Here is a 17,202-nt window from a genome sequence, read left to right as displayed (position 1 = left end):
CTTGTACTGGTGATGGTGCTGGTTCTCTGGCTCGGGCGCGAGATCAGCCGACGATCCGTGCGGCGAGTCGGCGTGCGCGCTTGCGCGCCCCGCTGGGCAGCCTGCGGGCGATCGGACCGCCGACCCGGCGCAGCGCACGGCGGATGATCGTCTTCCGCTGCTGTGCGGACACCCTGCGGGTGAGCTCCGGGTCGGCCTCGGGCAGCCCGGTCGGCAGCGTGATCCGTCCGCGCGGGCCGACGGTGACGTCGAAGAGGGCGAGCGGGGCGTTCTTCGCCCCGTCCAGGTGGACGGAGAGCTTCCAGGAGCCGGACGGTACCTTCGGCGCCTCGGTGGGCAGAGGCAGGTGGGCGCGCCCCTCCAGGGGCCGCAGCACCGCGGGCAGGGTGTGCGACGCGGAGGACGAGCTCAGCGTCAGCTGCACCGTCGAGGGGGCGGTGCCCTCGCCCGTGAGGAGGTCCAGCCTGAGTTCGGGCCGGCCGGACGGGACCAGCAGGACGGGCCGCGTCTCGAGGTAGGTGGCCAGCTTCTTGCTGCGACGGGCGACGTCGAGCGTGAGGTTGCCGTGCGGCTCGGTGAAGTAGGGGATCACGGATCGGGCCGGGGACCCCAGCGAGGCGGGCAGGCAGGCCGCGTCCACCTGCTCGCCGCGGTCGGCACCGAGCCGGGCCTTGCGCACCAGCCCGAGGCCCCGCAGCGGGACCCACACGTCCCAGAAGCCGCGCGACACGGGGCCGCGCCCCTTGACGCGCTCCGAGGAGACGGTGCCGGAGCCGCGCAGGACGACCTCGCAGACACCGTCGCCGAGGTCCTCGACCTCGGCCGTGAACTTCGAGGGGCACGGCCATTCGACGGCCGTCTCCCGGTTGCGCAGCGAGATCTCCGCCGTGTAGCCGCCGATGTCGTCGGTGACGTCCAGGAGCTCGCCCTCGGGCATCAGCCCGTCCGTGAAGTCGGGGTGGAGGTAGTAGCGGCCCTCGCGGCTGAGCAGCCGCAGCGGCGCCTTGTCGTCACCGTGCACGAGGCGGCCGCTGACGGCCACGGCGATCCGGCCGTCCGGCTGCCAGGCGAATTCCTCCAGCCGCGCGGCCGCCTTGACGGACGCGGCGAACCGGGCGAGGCGCAGGAGCCCCTGCCGGTCGTCGTTGCGCAGAAGCGTCGACCGCAGCCGCTGGACCGGGCCGAGACCGTCGTGGACACCGTCGTCCATGAAGTCCTTGGCCACGTCCTCGACGGCGTCGCACATCTCGTCGAGGAACTCGGGCGTGTACTTGAGGACGGCGGGTTCGCTGAGACGGCTCAGCATCTCCACGCGGTAGAAACGGCGGAGGAGGAGGTCGCGGAACTCCCCGGGCTCGGTGTTCTCGACGACCACGTCGAGCACTTCACGGAGATTCCCGTAGTAACCGGACGGGACGATCCTCGCCGATCCGGCGTTCTTCCCGTCGTCGCGCTTCGAGTAGTGGTAACAGGTGTAATTGCCGAGGATGGAGACGACCTTCGCGGGGAAGTAGGCCTGCATCATGTAGAGCTGGTCCTCGAGACGCCGCTTCCCCTCCGGGTAGGCGATCCCGTTCTCGCGGAGGAACTCCGTGCGGAACATCTTGTGCGGGGTCAGGCTGTCGTACAGCGGGGCGTCGCGCAGGGTGCATTTCTCGCGCGACTTCTTGAAGACGCCGTGCGGGACGCCGCGGAAGTTGCTGGCCACCTTGCCGATGACGATGTCCGAGCCGTTCCGGTGGCCCATCGCGTACAGGCGCTGCAGCGCCTCGGGGGCGAGGTAGTCGTCCTGGTCCACGAACTGCACGTACTCGCCGGCGGCCTCCGCGACCCCGATGTTGCGAGGCTTTCCGGGCCATCCCGAATTCGGAATGGTGATCACCCGGAAATGGGAGTGCTGGGTGGCCAGCTTCTCCAGCCGATCGCGGGTGTCGTCCGTCGACCCGTCGTTCACGAAGACGACTTCGAACTCGTCCGCGGGGAGGGTCTGGCAGAGCAGGGAATCGATGCAAGGATCGATGTATTTGCCCGGGTTGTAGACCGGGATAACGACACTCACTTTGACTGACACGACTGTGCCCCATCTCTGAGAACCATGGACGACAAGGTGGGGGTTGGGACCGGCGGCCGACTTCGAACACGGGGGGCTGCCGCCCGCATGCACTCTAGCGCTTGCACGGGATCGAACAGTTCGGATCCGGGTCTGGCGGTAGGGTGCCTTGGGCCGACCGGCCGGGGCGGATGGCCGATCGCTTCCGGCCACCGGCAGGGCCTCCCGGCCCCTCGACATCCCGATACGCATGACCAGCGGGTTACGGCACGTGCTGCCCGTCCGATTCAGGGAGCCTCCTATTCCTTGGCGCAATATGAGCGGTCCAGGTGATGTGCGCTGGTCGCACGGCACGGTCGCCGAACTCTTCTCCGGCAGGAACAACAGTCTGGGTTTCCTGCGGCTGTCCCTGGCCTCCGCGGTCGTGGTCTCCCATGCCCGGATTCTCGGATTCGGGGAAAAGGAGTTCGGGCACCACTTCAGTCACGGCCAGACCGACCTCGGTAAAATGTCGGTCTACGGCTTCTTCGTCCTGTCGGGAATCCTCGTCACCCGCAGCGGGAAGAGGCTGCCCCTCGGGCGCTTCCTGTGGCACCGGGCACTGAGGCTGCTGCCGGGGCTGTGGGTCTGCCTCGCGGTGACCGCTTTCGTGGTCACCCCGTTCCTGTACTGGAGGCAGCAGGGCGCCCTGGACGGCTTCTGGAGCCATTCCGAGGGGCCGTGGAGCTACATGGCGTCCAACTGGGCGGTCGCCCCCCGGCAGAACGACGTGTCCGGCGTGGTGGCCACCGCCGGCGAGTCGGGCCTCGCGCACAGCCCGAGCATCGACGCGGCTCTGTGGTCACTGCGCTACGAGGTGCTCTGCTACATCGGGGTGGCCGTGCTCGCCACGACGGGTGTGCTCGTGCGGGCCCGCCGGGTCGTGCTGGTCGTCGTCGGGGTCATGGGCCTGCTGATCGTCCGGGACGCGATGGACGTGCCGTTCTGGTCGGGCTTCGACGACTCCGACTACCACGCGAGCATCGAGTTCTTCCAGGTCACCGGACGTTTCGACCCGGACGTCGTGCTCTACCTCGGTTTCGCCTTCGCTCTCGGAGCCGCGATCGAGCTCTACCGCGAACGCGTTCCGGTCAGCGACGTCCTGGGCGTGGCGTCGGGACTGGTGCTCCTCGGCAGCCTCCGCTTCGGATACTTCTTCGTCGCCGGGCTGCCCGCCTTCGCCTACCTGCTGCTGTGGCTCGCCATCCGCCTGCCCGCGCCGTTCCGGCGCATCGGCGCCCGGCACGACTACTCGTACGGCATGTACATCTACGGCTTCGTCGTCCAGCAGTCCCTGGTGGCGGTCGGATTCGCCCGCTGGGGTTTCTGGCCGTACCTCGCGATGTCCCTCGTGGGTGCCCTGACCGTGGCGGTGCTCTCGTGGCATCTGGTGGAGCGTCCCTCGATGCGCCTGAAGGATCTCGGATCGGCCCGTACGGTCCGGCGGGGCGAGGTGGGCGCGGGCGGCACGGCAGGCGCGGGCCACGCGGAGGGAGCGGGCGGTGCGGACCGGTCGGCGGTCTCCGGCCCGCACGGCGTCGGGTCCCCTCCGGCCGGCCTGGCTCCCGGAGGCGCTGACGCGGCCCGCGTCGAGGGCGCGGGCGAGAGGGTGTGAGGCGGTAGCGGGTCTACGGATCCGGCCCGCCCGCCGCTCTGCTGCGCCGTGGGGGCGCGGGCGACGGACGGGCCGGACGCAGTGACGGGCGGGTCCGCCCGTCACTGCTCCGGGCGCAGCAGCCTCCGGACCGGGCGCCCCACCACGCGCCGGGCGCGCCGGTAGGCGGACGGCCACGCGGGAGCTGCGTCACTGCCCTGGAGCTTGATGCTGATCGGCCGGCCGGCCTTCCCCTCGAGCTGGCTGAGCAGAAGGGCGTTCTGTTCGGTGAGCTCCTCGATCCGGCTCTGCATGAAGCCGAAACGGCTGCTGAGCGAATCGGGGTCGGTCTCCGTCCACGGGCGGACGGCGGCCGGCAGGGCGCGCTTGGAGAGCAGCGCGTCGAACGCCTTGCCGCTGTCGCCGTGGTGGAAGGTGTTCTCCAGGCCGTTCTTTTCCATGAAGCCGGTGAAGCGGAGGAACCGTTCCTTGTGGCCGTTCACCAGGTCACCGAAGTCGGCCGCCTCGTAGAGCTCGGCGGGATCGATGTTCCTGGGCGTCTCGGAGATCTTGCGGTGCGGGATGCCGAAGTACCGGCAGAGCTCCAGGGTCCGCGAGTCGCTGCAGAGCACGGTGCTCGGGACTCCGGCGAGCAGTGCCGCGATGTTGCCGTGGATGCGGGAGCCGAACGAGAAGTCGAACGCGCGTAGCTCCTCGATCCACGTGGCCGGGTCGATGTAGAGACGGACCTTGCCCTCGCGGTACATCGGGTGGGACGGGTGGGTCGGCATCGAGGTCTGGGCGCCGATCGGGTTCGACGTCTCCCGCCAGTGGAGCAGCTGGGCCTCGAGCAAATTCTGCCCGACGAACCGGAGGTGCGGATAGCGCTCGTGGGCCTGCCGGATGATGGCGTCGAGCCCGTGGGACCGTACGGCGCTGTGCGAGCCGTTCACCGAGATGCGGGATTCCGCGGTGAGCGACTCGGACCGCTTCTGGAGCGTGAACGTCTCGCCGTTCATGAACATGGACGGGCAGCCGATGACCTCGACGTCCCGGAAGCCCATGTTCTTCAGGTACTGCTCGGTGAACTCCCCCCGCACGCCGATGGACGCACTGCGGTTGAGCACCTCTGTGACGAATTCCCTGACCGTCGGCTCCATCGGCTTCAGCCGGGCCGCGTCGTACTTGAGGTCGGCCTGTGCGCCGACACCCAGGACGACGACGGGAATGCGCAGCTTCTTGATCAGCTGCGTCATCCGCTTCAGGGGCCGCTCGAAAGTCGGACGGAACGCGTTCGCCAGAGGCACGACGAACGCGTCGAACTCCTCGTTTATGCGGTCGGCGGCCGACGGGTCCGTGCGGATGCCGTTGGAGAAGACCTCGGCCCGCGGAGTCGTCAGAATCTTGTGCGCCGCGTCGCTGAAGATCAGGTTGCCGGCGTTGGTCGCGAAGACGTCTCTGTGGAGGGACTGTTCCAGCGAAGCCACGTCGAAGGGGCTTTTGCCTGATCTGAGGAGAATGCGCTTCTGGCGGGTCGGTTCATCTGTCACGTAAAAGAGGGTAGCCCGATGAACGGCACGTGGAGATTACGTAAATGACTCCATTCGGGCGCATGTCGGTCAGCGGCCCACCGTGCCCCTCCCGCGTACGGGGAGGGTGCCGGGCCCCGCTGTGACAGCAGTTGAGACGGCCCCGGTGCCCGCATGCCGCCTCGCGTAGATTGAGAGGACCGAGCAGAACGACGTGATGTGGGGACGGGCGTACGTGTCAGGGGCAAGGGAATCTCAAGGCGCGGCAGGTGAATCCGAGGGCGCGCTCCGCACGCCGTCCGGCGGCGGCACGGAGCACAGACCGGGTGTGACCGCTGCCCGCAGGATCGTCGTCAAGGTCGGCTCGTCCTCCCTCACCACCGCCGCGGGAGGGCTCGACGCCGACCGGGTCGACGCGCTGGTCGACGCGCTCGCCAAGGTCAGGAGCGGCGGCGAGCGTGAGATCGTCCTCGTCTCCAGCGGTGCCATCGCGGCGGGTCTCGCGCCCCTCGGGCTCGTCCGGAGGCCCAAGGACCTGGCCCGGCAGCAGGCCGCCGCCAGTGTCGGACAGGGCCTGCTCGTGGCGCGCTACACCGCCTCCTTCGCGCGGTACGGCGTACGGGTCGGGCAGGTGCTGCTCACCTCCGACGACACCAGCCGGCGCGCCCACTACCGCAACGCCTACAGCACGCTCGACCAGCTGCTCGAAATGGGCGCGTTCCCCGTGGTCAACGAGAACGACACGGTGGCCACCGACGAGATCCGCTTCGGGGACAACGACCGGCTCGCCGCGCTCGTCGCCCATCTGGTCCATGCCGACCTCCTGGTGCTCCTGTCCGACGTCGACGGCCTCTACGACGGCGACCCGAGCACACCGGGCACCTCGCGCATCGCGGAGGTGAGCGGACCGGCCGATCTGGAAGGCGTCACCATCGGCAGTGCGGGGAAGGCGGGCGTCGGCACCGGGGGCATGGTCACCAAGGTCGAGGCGGCACGGATCGCCACCGCCGCGGGGATCCCGGTCGTCCTCACCTCGGCGAGTCACGTCGCCGACGCCCTCGCCGGGCGGGACACCGGCACGTACTTCCACCGAACGGGGCGCCGCTCCGCGGACCGGCTGCTCTGGCTGGCCCACGCCTCGACGCCCCAGGGCGCTCTTACTCTCGACGACGGAGCCGTGCGGGCGGTCGTGGAGCGCCGCACCTCCCTGCTGCCCGCCGGGATCTCCGCGGTCGAGGGCGAGTTCTCCGCGGGGGACCCGGTGGAGCTCCGGGACACCGCCGGCCGGGCCGTCGCCCGCGGGCTCGTCAACTTCGACGCCAAGGAGATCCCGCAGCTCCTCGGCCGGTCCACGCGTGACCTCGCACGCGAGCTTGGCCCCGCCTACGAACGGGAAGTCGTACACAGGGACGATCTCGTCGTCCTCACCCCCCGCACGGCCCCCTGAAACGGCTGAAAGTCCAGCCTTCGGGCGGAGACCTTCACGAAAACCGCCCCACACCGGGCCCCGGGCTGGTCAACTTTGTCACGGGGACACAAAGGGGTCAGCACAGCTACGCATTCACAGGAGGCCGCCGGTGAGACGAGCGCGCCCGGGGGCGCTGCCCCGCGGAACGGGCAGCCGCGCCCTGACCAGTGTCGGAGCGGGGGCCGACTACGTCGGTGCGCCCACCGACCAGACCCTCGAGCAGGAACCGGTGGTGACGGACGAGGAACTGACCCGCTCCAAGCTGTGGCACATCACCCTCAGCGTCTCCGGCGGCGAGACACCGCTGAAGGAGGTCAGGCGCGGGCTGGAGCAGCTGGCGCACGATCACCCCTTCCTCCTGACCAGCAGGTACGCCAACGACCACGCGGAGATCCGCTACTGGGAAGAGGCCCGCGACCTCCACGACGCCGCGGCGGTGGCGCTGCGGCTGTGGGGTGAGCACCGCTCCAGCGCGAAGCTTCCGCCCTGGGAGATCGTCGGCCTGGAGGTCATCGACCGGGAGACCTACCACCTGCGCATCGCCGAGGGCTACGGCCCGCCACCGGCGGCCCCGGTCGGGGTGCACCCGTACTGACCGGGTGTGGCGGACCGGGTGCACAGGCGCCGATACGCCTGTCTCGCATCACGGGATACGTGACGGATGCCCGCAGCGTGCGCACTACCCTGCGGGCATGACCACGCTCTCGCCGTACGACAACATGTCCCCGGTCGCCCAGGCCGCCTACCGGGCACGCGCCGCCGCCGACGACATCGCGCCACTCCCGCGTGCGGCGAAGGACGACGCCCTGCTGGCGATCGCGGACGCGCTCGAGGTACGCACCAGCGAGATCGTCGAGGCCAACGCCGAGGACGTCGAGAAGGCCAGGGCGGCGGGGACGAGCGAATCGGTCGTCGACCGGCTCACGCTCACCCCCGAACGGATCCGCGCGATCGCCGCGGACACCCGTGACGTGGCCGCACTCCCCGACCCGGTGGGCGAAGTGGTCCGCGGCTCCACCCTCCCCAACGGCATCGACCTGCGCCAGGTACGGGTGCCGCTCGGAGTGGTCGGCATCATCTACGAGGCGCGGCCCAACGTGACCGTCGACGCCGCCGCACTCTGCCTGAAATCGGGCAACGCGGTGCTGCTGCGGGGGTCCTCCTCGGCCTACGCCTCGAACACCGCACTCGTGAGGGTCCTCCGGGATGCCGTGGGCGGGTCCGGCCTCCCCGCGGACGCGGTGCAGCTCGTCCCGGGCGAGAACCGCGACTCGGTGCGCGAACTGATGCGGGCCCGCGGCCTCGTCGACGTGCTGATCCCGCGTGGTGGCGCCTCCCTGATCCGTACGGTCGTGGAGGAGTCGACGGTCCCCGTCATCGAGACCGGCACCGGCAACTGCCACGTGTACGTCGACGCGCAGACCGACCTCGGCATGGCCGTCGACATCCTGGTCAACTCCAAGGCCCAGCGCCCCAGCGTCTGCAACGCCGCCGAGACCCTGCTGGTCCACAAGGACGTCGCGGCGGACTTCCTGCCGCTGGCCCTGGACGCGCTGGCCGAGGCCGGCGTGACGGTGCACGGCGACGAGCGGGTGCTCGCGCACGCCGAGGGGTCCAAGGCCACCGTGGTGGCGGCGACTCCGGAGGACTGGGAGACCGAATACCTCTCGTACGACATCGCGGCGGCGGTCGTGGAGTCGCTGGAGGCCGCTGTGGCGCACATCCGGCTCTGGTCCTCCGGCCACACCGAGGCGATCGTCACCACCTCGCAGGCGGCGGCCCGCCGGTTCACCCAGTTGGTGGATTCCACGACGGTCGCCGTGAACGCGTCCACGCGCTTCACGGACGGCGGCCAGTTCGGGTTCGGTGCCGAGATCGGCATCTCCACGCAGAAGCTGCACGCCCGCGGGCCGATGGGGCTTCCGGAGCTGACGTCCACCAAGTACATCGTCACCGGCGACGGCCACATCCGTTAGAGCGGTGCTCCGGCGAGGCGGGGTGAATTCGTGGACTCTCTGCCCAAAACGCCCCGCCGGGGCTACGCTGAGGCTGTGCCGGACGACGTGGGGGGCAAGCCGTTCCCGGACGGCTGGGAGCCCGACGACGACCGCGGGGGCGCGGACGAGGACTTCGCCTCCGTGGTGTTCGACGAGGACTTCGTCCGGTCCGCCGAGATCCACGAACCGACCGCGGTCGAGCGGATGCTCGCCGCCGCGCAGGCGCGCGCCGACGCCGAGGCGACCAGGGCGCGCTCCGGCGCAGGATCCCTGGACGACGACCTCCACGACGAGGGCTACGGGTCCGACGGCCTGTACGGGCGCGAGAGGGCCTTCGGCGGCTCCTTCGACCCTGATGACCCCGACGGTGCCTACGAGGACGACAACGGCCCGTACGGGCCGCACGGTGGTTCCCTGCGCCCGTACCGAGGGGCCGTCCGCTGGCACCGCCCGGTCGCGTGGCTGCTCGCCCTGCTGATGGGGATCGGGATGGTGGCGCTGGCCTTCAGCGCCGTCTACCGGGGTGCGGCCGACAACCAGGAGGACCAGGTTCCGCCGCCGGTGACGAGCGGCGTCGACAAGCCGGGCGCGGCCCCCTCGGTCCCCTCCGCCTCGGCCGAGTACTCGCGCCCCGCGTTCTCCGCCGTCCCCCGCACGCCGTGAGGGTTGCCGCGCCGGCTGCGGGGCTTCCAGGGACTTCCAGCGGGTGACGGCCCGGCCGGCGCCGAGCGTGCCCCCGGGTGAACCGGTCCGGCCGTGCGGGAGCCCCGTGGTGTGACCAGCCCGGTGCGCGGCGCTCCCGGCCCGGCGCCGACACGGGCCGCGCCTCGCGGCAGCCCCTCCCGGACGCGCTCCACCTGCGCTCCCACCTGCGGGGCGTTTACCGTGATGACGATCGACCCAATCTGAAGGTATGACCCCGTGACCCCTCCTCCCGTCCCCGTCCCCGGGGTGAGGGCCAGCCACTTGTCCCTGTGTCGAACCCGTGACGGACAGGTCCGCCCGACGCCGAGCGGCTGAGGCGGATCCCGGTGCCACCCCCCGCCGGTGGCGCGGAGATCGGGAGAAGTCATGACAGGCCGCGGAGAACCGCCGGAAGGGCCGCCCGAGAACGCCTCGGGCGGGGAGGACGAGTACCGCTCCCTCGTCTTCGACGAATCGTTCGTGCGCGCTGCCCGGCTGCAGGAGTTCTCGGCCCAGGAGCGCATGGGTGAGCACGCGCGCGCCGTACGCTCGCTCCCCGGACGCGGCACCCGCCGGCATCGCTCCAGAGCGGGGATCACTCTCGTCGTGCTGATCGTGCTGGCCTTCGCCACCGCCGTCTACATAGGCTTCCGCAACCCCTACCCGACGCCCGTCGGCAGACGTGCCGAACCACTCCAGACCACGGTGGTCCCCCTTGCCCCGCGGGGTGCCGTACCCGGAGGGACCGCCGCGTCGCTCCTCGCCGAGGGCCCGGCAACGGGACACCGCACCGGAGCCTCGGGCATCAACCTGCCTTCGGTCCGGCGGACGAAGAACTTCTCGGACAGCCAGGTGACCATGGCCCTGACCACGGTCAAGGACTACCTGGTGAACTCCTCCCTCGACCCCGACGTACTCACCGGCGGGGTCGTCCGGCCGGTGGGACGGCTGCTCGACCCGGACCAGACGGCGCAGTTCGACCGGAGCGTGGACCCGCCTGCTGACGGCGGCGAGCAGAGCGTCACCGGCTGGCTGGTGCGCTTCGACCCCGCCGAGGTGGAACTGGCCGCCCCCGACATCCGGGTCCAGGGCACCCTCGCCTACACGGAGGCGGGGGCGGACACCTTGGAAGTGGTGTCCGACCACACCTTCACCTACGCACTGAGGCCCGCTGTGCCGGGGCCCCACCGGGCGGACGGAGCCTCGCTGTTCACCGTGCGCCGAGTCCTGCATTTCCTGCTCGACCGCGAAGACATCCGGCTGCACCGGCTGGAGATCCGCACCGCCTACGTCCAGGCCGGTCCGCAGTCGTGCTCCGCCGGAGCCACGGGTGCTCTGCGCCCTCTGCTCGCCGGAGAGCGGGCGGACACCCGGGGCCCGGCCGGGACCGATCCGTACGCCACGGGCGTACCCACGGCGGCGCTCTGCGGCACGCTGGCCGTCAGCTCCCCGATTCCGGGCTCTCCCCGGGCTCAGGGCGCCGCCAAGTCCCCTCGGAGCCGTCCGTAGCGTCAGGGGCGGGTGCGCCGTCCTTGCCCGTACCCCCGGCGCCGGTGCTGCCGCCGCCCGCGCCGGTGAACCTGTCCCGGAGCTTGCCGCCCAGGTCGCCCGCACCGCCGGCGATGTCACCGACGAGCTTCATCAGCGGGTCCTTGCTGGTGCGGACCGTGTCGGCGTAGTGCGCCGCGGACTCACGGAAGGAGTCCGTCACCGACGTGTCCTTGTCCTCTTCCCGCTTCGGGTAGTGGCCGTCCATGATGCGCTGGAAGTCCCGGGTCTCCGACCACTTCTTCAGCTCCGCAGCCCGGACCGTCGTGAACGGGTGGGTGCGCGGCAGCACGTTGAGGATCTTGAGCACGGAGTCGCGGAGGTCGCCGCCCTTCTCGTACTCGTCCGCCTGGGCGAGGAAGGCGTCCACATTCATCTCGTGGAGATGGTTGCCACCGGCGATCTTCATCAGTCCTCGCATCGAGGCACGCAGATCCTGCCCCACCAGGAGTCCGGCCCTGTCGGCCGACAGCTCCGACTTGCGGAACCACTCGCGCAGCGCCGTCACGATCGCCATGATCGCGACGTTGCCGAGCGGAATCCACGCCACCTTGAGCGCGAGGTTGGTGAGGAAGAGCAATATCGTGCGGTACACCGCGTGACCGGAGAGCGCGTGACCCACCTCGTGGCCCACGACGGCCCGCATCTCCTCCTCGTCGAGCAGCTCCACCAGCCCGGTCGTCACCACGATGATCGGCTCGTCGAGCCCGATGCACATGGCGTTGGGCTGCGGGTCCTGGTTCACGTACATCGGCGGGACCTTCTTCAGGTCCAGGATGTAACAGGCGTCCCGCAGCATGTCGTTGAGATGGGCGAACTGGGCGTCGCTCACCCGGACGGAGTCCGACAGGAAGAGCAGCCGCAGACTGCGCTCGGGAAGCAGGCCGCTCAGCGCCTTGAACACGGTGTCGAAACCGCTCAGCCTGCGCAGGGCCACCAGGGCCGAGCGGTCCGCCGGGTGTTCGTAGGCCCGGGAGGAGATGCCCGGGAATCGCTTGCGGTGCCTGCTCGGCACGCTCTCGTGACTGGCGTCGGTCATGGATGGCCCCCTGTTCGTACGAGACGTCGCTCGTCCCCCTGACAAAAGCCAGCGTATGTGCTGGCGCTACGGTGTGCGGGGGGCTGTGGATAACTTTGAGGAGCGCCCGGAATGCCGCATACCGCCGTCATGCTCGCCGCCGTGTCCGAGGACCAGGGGCCGGGCGACACGCTTCGCATCGTGCTGCTCGTCTCACTCGTCGGAGCCGCCGTGCTCGCCTGGTTCCTGCTTCGCGGATACCGCAACGACGACAACAACGACTGAGTCGGCGTGAGCGTGCCCATGGCGCCCGCATACGATGTGCGCGACGTCTCCCTCCTGATTCCCGATGGATAGGTCCTGCAGAAGATGAGCCTCTCGAGCACCGCGCACCAGCTGGTCACCCTCGCCGCCGAAGGCGAGCAGGGTGGCAACCACGAAAGCCTCAGCCCGTACCTCACCGGTGGCGGCGCGTTCGTCGCGCTGCTGCTCCTGCTGTGGATCACCACCCGCTTCAACCGAGACCGCTGAAGCAGAGGCGAACAGCTGTGCCAGTAGGGTCTGCACGCATGGGAGAGCAGGAAGTGCCTACCGGCCGCACCAAGCGCCGACTCGGTGTGATGGGCGGGACCTTCGACCCCATCCACCACGGACACCTGGTGGCGGCCAGTGAAGTGGCCGCCCACTTCCACCTCGACGAGGTCGTCTTCGTCCCGACCGGGCAGCCGTGGCAGAAGAGCCACAAGCAGGTGTCCCCGGCCGAGGACCGCTATCTGATGACGGTCATCGCCACCGCGTCCAACCCGCAGTTCTCGGTGAGCCGGAGCGACATCGACCGTGGCGGTCCGACCTACACGATCGATACGCTGCGGGACCTGCGTACGGCGCACGGCGACGCGGACCTCTTCTTCATCACCGGCGCCGACGCGCTGTCCCAGATCCTGACCTGGCGTGACGCCGAGGAGCTTTTCTCGCTCTCCCACTTCATCGGTGTGACCCGGCCGGGTCATGTACTGACGGACGACGGGCTGCCCGAGGGCGGGGTCTCGCTGGTGGAGGTGCCCGCGCTGGCGATCTCGTCCACGGACTGCCGCGCCAGAGTCGCGCAGGGAGAGCCGGTCTGGTACCTGGTGCCGGACGGCGTCGTCCGCTACATCGACAAGCGCCAGCTGTACCGCGGCGAATGAGCCACGCAGAGGGGCACCTGTGAACGACCGACAGAACCCGTACGACCCGTACCAGCAGCAGCCGCAGATCGTCGGCTACGACGAGTACGGGCAGCCGGTCTATCAGCAGCAGGGGCAGCAGCAGTACGACCCGTACGCCCAGCAGCCCCAGCAGGACGTGCAGCCCCAGCAGGGCTACGGCTACGACCCGTACGCCGGTGCGCAGCAGCAGTACGACCCGTACGCCGCCCAGCACACTCATCAGCAGGCGCCGCCGACGCAGCAGGGGTACGGGTACGACGACGGCGGTCAGCAGACGTACGGCGCCTACGGCACGTACGGCCAGGACACCGTTGGCGGGACCGCCGTGGACGGTTCCACCCAGCAGTGGAACGCGCCCCAGGCCCCCGCCGCGCCCCAGGCCCCCGCCGCGCCCCAGGCCCCCGCCGCGCCGCCGGTGCCGGAGCCGCGCCGCGAACCCGAGCCGGCGGCCGACGCCGCCATGCCCGGACAGCGCCGCGCCGACCACGTCCACGGCACCGAGCAGTTCTCCTTCATCGAGGAGCCCGACGAGGACTCCGAAGACGTCATCGACTGGCTGAAATTCACCGAGAGCCGCAGTGAGCGGCGCGAGGAGGCACGCCGGCGCGGGCGCAACCGCATGGTCGCGCTGATAGTCGTCGTGGCTCTCGTGGTCGTCGGCGGAGCGGGCTACCTCTGGTTCGCCGGAAAGATCCCGGGGGTCTCGGGGCAGGACGAGCAGGGCACCACGGCGACCGGCCCGCAGAAGCGGGACGTCATCGTGGTCCATCTGCACAACACCAAGAAGGGCGGCACCTCCACGGCGCTGCTCGTCGACAACGTCACCACCGGGCAGGGGACCACCGTCCTGCTCCCCAACTCGCTGGCAGTGGCCGCGGACGACGGTTCCACCACCACACTCGGCAAGTCGGTCGACGACGACGGTTCCACCGGCACCCGTGAGTCGATCGACACCCTCCTCGGCACCAGCATCAGCGGTACCTGGCGCCTGGACACCCCGTATCTCGAGAACCTCGTCGAGCTCGTCGGCAACATCGAGGTGGACACCGACACGGACGTGCCCGACGCGAAGAAGGGCGCATCGCCGCTCGTGCGCAAGGGCGAGGGGCAGACACTGAGCGGCCAGATGGCCGTCGCGTACGCCACCTACCAGGGCACGGGCGAACCGGAGACCAAGCAGCTGGAGCGCTTCGGGCAGGTGATGCGCAGCGTGCTGCGCAAGCTGTCGGAGGACCCCAAGGCCGCGACCGTCACCATCGAGACCCTCGCGCAGATCCTCGACCCGTCCCTTCCGGAGCAGGATCTCGGTGCCTCCCTGGCGAAGCTCGCCGGACACGCCAAGGTGGGCGCCTACAAGACGGAGCTGCTCCCGGTCCAGAGCGACGGGACCCTCACCGACAAGGCCACCGAGAGCGTCGTCAAGGACGTCCTGGGCGGCAAGGTGAAGGCCCCGGAGCAGGGTGCGGCTGTACGCGTCGGCATCAGGAACGCCACGGGGAACACCAAGGGCACGGAGCATGCCAGGGTTCAGCTGGTCAACGGCGGCTACGCCTTCGTCGACAGCGGCAAGGCGGACGCCGCGGTGTCGTCCGAGGTGGTCTACGGGGCCGCGGAGGACAAGGCGAAGGCGGTCGAGGTCGCCAAGACCCTGGGCCTGCCGGAGAGCGCCGTGAAGAAGGGCGAGCCCGCCGCGAACGCCGACGTTTCCGTGGTCCTCGGGCAGAACTACGAGATCTCCGGGCAGACGTCGTAAGGGCTGTCGGCGGTCCGTGAGACCCTAGAGGTTGATCTGACCGCCGACGAAAGCCTGCATGTGACCGCCACGGACCGCTCCATCGAGCTCATCAACGCCGCCGCCCAGGCGGCGGCCGACCGGCTCGCGCACGACATCATCGCCTACGACGTCAGCGATGTGCTGTCGATCACCGACGCCTTCCTGCTGGCCTCGGCTCCCAACGACCGCCAGGTCAAGTCGATCGTCGACGAGATCGAGGAGCGGCTGCAGAAGGAGCTCGGCGCCAAGCCGGTACGCCGCGAAGGTGACCGCGACGCCCGCTGGATCCTTCTCGACTACGTCGACATCGTGATCCACGTCCAGCACAGCGAGGAGCGTGTGTTCTACGCGCTCGAGCGGCTGTGGAAGGACTGCCCCGAGATCGCCCTCCCCGAGGACGCCCTCAAGACCCGGGGCAAGGCCGAGGAGCACGCCCAGCTCAACGGCGGCACGGAAGGTGACCAGAGCTGAACGGCAGCGGCAGCGGCAGGGGCCGCAAGATCGTCCTCTGGCGGCACGGCCAGACGGCGTGGAACCTCGAGCGCCGATTCCAGGGCTCCACCGACATCGAGCTGACCGACACCGGAGTCGGCCAGGCGCGTCGTGCCGCCAGACTGCTCGCCTCGCTGCAGCCGGACGCGATCGTTGCGTCCGACCTGCGGCGGGCAGCGGCCACGGCTGCCGAGCTCGCCGCGGTGACCGGTCTCGACGTCGCGCACGATTCCGCGCTGCGTGAGACGTACGCCGGTGCCTGGCAGGGCCTCACGCACGAGGAGATCGTCGGGCAGTACGGCGATCAGTACGCCGCGTGGAAGCGCGGTGAGCCGGTCCGCAGGGGCGGCGGCGAGCTGGAGACCGAGGTCGCCGACCGGGCCGCCCCGGTCGTTCTGGAGCACGCCGGCAAGCTGCCGGACGCGGGCACGCTGGTCGTCGTGAGCCACGGCGGCACGATCCGGACGACCATCGGCCGTCTGCTGGGACTCGAGGCCCACCACTGGGAGGGGCTCGGCGGGCTCTCCAACTGCTGCTGGTCCGTGCTGGGCGAGGGCGCGCGCGGCTGGCGCCTGCTCGAACACAACGCGGGGACGCTCCCCGAACCGGTGCTCGGGGACGACGATTAGCGGGTGCCCGGAGGCCCTCTCCGGGCGGCGGGGGCCGGATTTCACTTTCCGGCTCGTCGCAGGCTAAAGTTCTTCTTGTTCGCAGCGCGGAAACGCAGGGAAACACAGCGGACAGCGGGGCTATAGCTCAGTTGGTAGAGCGCCTGCATGGCATGCAGGAGGTCAGGAGTTCAATTCTCCTTAGCTCCACAGTCAAGATCCCGTCCCCGGCAGGGGGCGGGATCTTTTTTTGCCGGTCGCGCGGATCCTCGCGGTGACCGGTGCCGACAGCGCCTCAACTGCCCTGGCCCGCCTGGGACAAGGGCCGTCGGGGTGCCCCGGGGGTGTCTTCGCAGGTACGCCGGGTGGTCCCGTGCCTCTGCTTCAGGACAAAGGCGGGCCGCGGGGCGCTCGTCGGGCTGACCCCCTTGCGGCGCCATGGCAGAATCGGAGCGCCGGAGGGGGCGACGGACCGATCGGGAGGGAGCGCGATGCCTGCGAGCCGCGTACGGGCCCCGGGCCCGCCCCTTACCCCCACGGCGACCCACAGCTGCACCGGCGTTCACGTCCCCACCGCGACCCAGGCCCTCGGCACCTCGCGAGAGTGCTCCTTCGCGTGCACGGCCTGCGGCCACCCTCGGAGCTGACCGGATGGGTGCACACAGGCGGAAGTGCGACTGGTGCGGCAGCGGTACGCCCATCGTCAGGGACATGGACCCCGTCAACGCGGAGTTCCAGTACTGGTGTGAGGAGTGCGCGCGGGCGCTGATCATAAAAGGCGACCCCATCGAGACGTACCGGGAGCTCGAGGGGGAGCCCATCTACGGCCGGCTCCTGGAGGAGCACTGCACCCTGAAGCGGTTCTACTCCTTCGCCACGGCCTGACGCGGCACCTCGTGCCGGTCGCTCGCGAACAGAGCAACCGCTGGTCAGAGCGGCGCCCGCCGGTGATTTCCGGACAGACCGGAAACGATTTTTGATGGGCCGGGGGGACCGTGTAATGTTCTCGATGTCGCCAGGGAAACCGGGCGGCGAGCAGCACGGGGCTATAGCTCAGTTGGTAGAGCGCCTGCATGGCATGCAGGAGGTCAGGAGTTCAATTCTCCTTAGCTCCACAGTGAAGAAGCGGGGCAACCCAAAACGTTTTGGCCCGTCTTTTAGTTTTGGTAAAAACCGGGCGGGACCCCCCCCGG

Annotated in this window: 16 protein-coding genes and 2 tRNA genes; 15 read left to right on the top strand and 3 right to left on the bottom strand. The window is 69.9% G+C overall.

Features of this window, described 5'->3' with window-relative positions:
* Positions 1-43: 43 nt before the first annotated feature.
* Positions 44-2,059 carry a glycosyltransferase family 2 protein gene (locus ACFUNE_RS01040; protein ID WP_383560854.1) on the bottom strand — a complete coding sequence of 672 codons (2,016 nt, stop codon included), beginning with the start codon at positions 2,057-2,059 and terminating at the stop codon, positions 44-46.
* Positions 2,060-2,366: 307 nt separating this feature from the next.
* Here ACFUNE_RS01040 and ACFUNE_RS01035 point away from each other — a divergent pair, with 307 nt between their 5' ends.
* Positions 2,367-3,704, top strand: a complete 1,338-nt coding sequence (locus tag ACFUNE_RS01035; protein WP_383560852.1) for an acyltransferase family protein — start codon at positions 2,367-2,369, stop codon at positions 3,702-3,704.
* Between the two features lie 101 nt (positions 3,705-3,805).
* Here the strand turns inward: ACFUNE_RS01035 and ACFUNE_RS01030 are convergent, their stop codons facing one another.
* Positions 3,806-5,233 carry a polysaccharide pyruvyl transferase family protein gene (locus ACFUNE_RS01030; RefSeq protein WP_383560849.1) on the bottom strand — a complete coding sequence of 476 codons (1,428 nt, stop codon included), beginning with the start codon at positions 5,231-5,233 and terminating at the stop codon, positions 3,806-3,808.
* Positions 5,234-5,540: 307 nt separating this feature from the next.
* On the opposite strand from ACFUNE_RS01030, the gene proB reads away from it, so the two are divergent.
* The 5 genes from proB to ACFUNE_RS01005 all read left to right on the top strand — a co-directional run bounded on the left by proB (position 5,541) and on the right by ACFUNE_RS01005 (position 10,870).
* Positions 5,541-6,659, top strand: a complete 1,119-nt coding sequence (proB, locus tag ACFUNE_RS01025; RefSeq protein ID WP_383560846.1) for a glutamate 5-kinase — start codon at positions 5,541-5,543, stop codon at positions 6,657-6,659.
* Between the two features lie 130 nt (positions 6,660-6,789).
* Positions 6,790-7,275, top strand: coding sequence for a hypothetical protein (locus ACFUNE_RS01020; protein WP_383560843.1), 486 nt, complete (start codon positions 6,790-6,792; stop codon positions 7,273-7,275).
* A 97-nt stretch (positions 7,276-7,372) separates the two neighbouring features.
* Positions 7,373-8,656, top strand: coding sequence for a glutamate-5-semialdehyde dehydrogenase (locus ACFUNE_RS01015; RefSeq protein WP_383560840.1), 1,284 nt, complete (start codon positions 7,373-7,375; stop codon positions 8,654-8,656).
* A gap of 75 nt (positions 8,657-8,731) precedes the next feature.
* Entirely contained in the window at positions 8,732-9,340 is a 609-nt protein-coding gene (locus ACFUNE_RS01010; protein ID WP_383560837.1) for a hypothetical protein, read from the top strand.
* Positions 9,341-9,748: 408 nt separating this feature from the next.
* Positions 9,749-10,870 (top strand): hypothetical protein, encoded by a 1,122-nt coding sequence (locus ACFUNE_RS01005; protein ID WP_383560834.1) that lies wholly within the window; start codon positions 9,749-9,751, stop codon positions 10,868-10,870.
* Here ACFUNE_RS01005 and ACFUNE_RS01000 read toward each other — a convergent pair.
* On the bottom strand, positions 10,803-11,948 hold the full coding sequence (locus ACFUNE_RS01000; protein ID WP_383560831.1) for a M48 family metallopeptidase: 1,146 nt from the start codon (positions 11,946-11,948) through the stop codon (positions 10,803-10,805). The genes ACFUNE_RS01005 and ACFUNE_RS01000 overlap by 68 nt on opposite strands.
* 111 nt (positions 11,949-12,059) lie before the next feature.
* Between ACFUNE_RS01000 and ACFUNE_RS00995 the strand changes: the two genes are divergently transcribed.
* The 9 genes from ACFUNE_RS00995 to ACFUNE_RS00955 all read left to right on the top strand — a co-directional run bounded on the left by ACFUNE_RS00995 (position 12,060) and on the right by ACFUNE_RS00955 (position 17,124).
* Positions 12,060-12,212, top strand: a complete 153-nt coding sequence (locus tag ACFUNE_RS00995) for a hypothetical protein (protein WP_383560829.1) — start codon at positions 12,060-12,062, stop codon at positions 12,210-12,212.
* A gap of 84 nt (positions 12,213-12,296) precedes the next feature.
* On the top strand, positions 12,297-12,458 hold the full coding sequence (locus ACFUNE_RS00990) for a hypothetical protein (protein ID WP_376368592.1): 162 nt from the start codon (positions 12,297-12,299) through the stop codon (positions 12,456-12,458).
* Positions 12,459-12,496: 38 nt separating this feature from the next.
* Positions 12,497-13,114, top strand: a complete 618-nt coding sequence (gene nadD / locus ACFUNE_RS00985; protein ID WP_383560826.1) for a nicotinate-nucleotide adenylyltransferase — start codon at positions 12,497-12,499, stop codon at positions 13,112-13,114.
* 19 nt (positions 13,115-13,133) lie between these two features.
* Positions 13,134-14,888 carry an LCP family protein gene (locus tag ACFUNE_RS00980; protein WP_383560824.1) on the top strand — a complete coding sequence of 585 codons (1,755 nt, stop codon included), beginning with the start codon at positions 13,134-13,136 and terminating at the stop codon, positions 14,886-14,888.
* A gap of 60 nt (positions 14,889-14,948) precedes the next feature.
* The gene (gene rsfS, locus ACFUNE_RS00975) at positions 14,949-15,380 is read left to right on the top strand and encodes a ribosome silencing factor (RefSeq protein WP_099172529.1); all 432 of its coding nucleotides are present in this window, start codon (positions 14,949-14,951) and stop codon (positions 15,378-15,380) included.
* Entirely contained in the window at positions 15,377-16,030 is a 654-nt protein-coding gene (locus ACFUNE_RS00970) for a histidine phosphatase family protein (RefSeq protein WP_383561661.1), read from the top strand. Before rsfS ends, ACFUNE_RS00970 begins: the two co-directional genes overlap by 4 nt.
* Before the next feature lie 116 nt (positions 16,031-16,146).
* Positions 16,147-16,219 (top strand) — tRNA-Ala (locus ACFUNE_RS00965).
* Positions 16,220-16,660: 441 nt separating this feature from the next.
* Positions 16,661-16,894: a hypothetical protein gene (locus ACFUNE_RS00960; RefSeq protein WP_033305681.1), complete on the top strand. Its 234-nt coding sequence runs from the start codon at positions 16,661-16,663 to the stop codon at positions 16,892-16,894.
* 157 nt (positions 16,895-17,051) lie between these two features.
* Positions 17,052-17,124 (top strand) — tRNA-Ala (locus tag ACFUNE_RS00955).
* Positions 17,125-17,202 lie beyond the last annotated feature (78 nt).

Origin of the sequence: Streptomyces sp. NPDC057287, from assembly GCF_042667905.1 — a bacterium.
In the GTDB taxonomy this organism is placed as follows: domain Bacteria; phylum Actinomycetota; class Actinomycetes; order Streptomycetales; family Streptomycetaceae; genus Streptomyces.
This window is presented reverse-complemented; position numbering and strand designations above follow the sequence as displayed.

What these genes read in the sequence shown, in the direction of transcription:
- ACFUNE_RS01005 (WP_383560834.1), top strand. Translation starts at nt 9,749, where the DNA reads ATGACAGGCCGCGGAGAACCGCCGGAAGGGCCGCCCGAGAACGCCTCG.
- ACFUNE_RS01000 (WP_383560831.1), bottom strand. Translation starts at nt 11,948, where the DNA reads ATGACCGACGCCAGTCACGAGAGCGTGCCGAGCAGGCACCGCAAGCGA.
- ACFUNE_RS01035 (WP_383560852.1), top strand. Translation starts at nt 2,367, where the DNA reads ATGAGCGGTCCAGGTGATGTGCGCTGGTCGCACGGCACGGTCGCCGAA.
- ACFUNE_RS00960 (WP_033305681.1), top strand. Translation starts at nt 16,661, where the DNA reads ATGGGTGCACACAGGCGGAAGTGCGACTGGTGCGGCAGCGGTACGCCC.
- ACFUNE_RS00990 (WP_376368592.1), top strand. Translation starts at nt 12,297, where the DNA reads ATGAGCCTCTCGAGCACCGCGCACCAGCTGGTCACCCTCGCCGCCGAA.
- ACFUNE_RS01015 (WP_383560840.1), top strand. Translation starts at nt 7,373, where the DNA reads ATGACCACGCTCTCGCCGTACGACAACATGTCCCCGGTCGCCCAGGCC.
- nadD (WP_383560826.1), top strand. Translation starts at nt 12,497, where the DNA reads ATGGGAGAGCAGGAAGTGCCTACCGGCCGCACCAAGCGCCGACTCGGT.
- ACFUNE_RS00995 (WP_383560829.1), top strand. Translation starts at nt 12,060, where the DNA reads ATGCCGCATACCGCCGTCATGCTCGCCGCCGTGTCCGAGGACCAGGGG.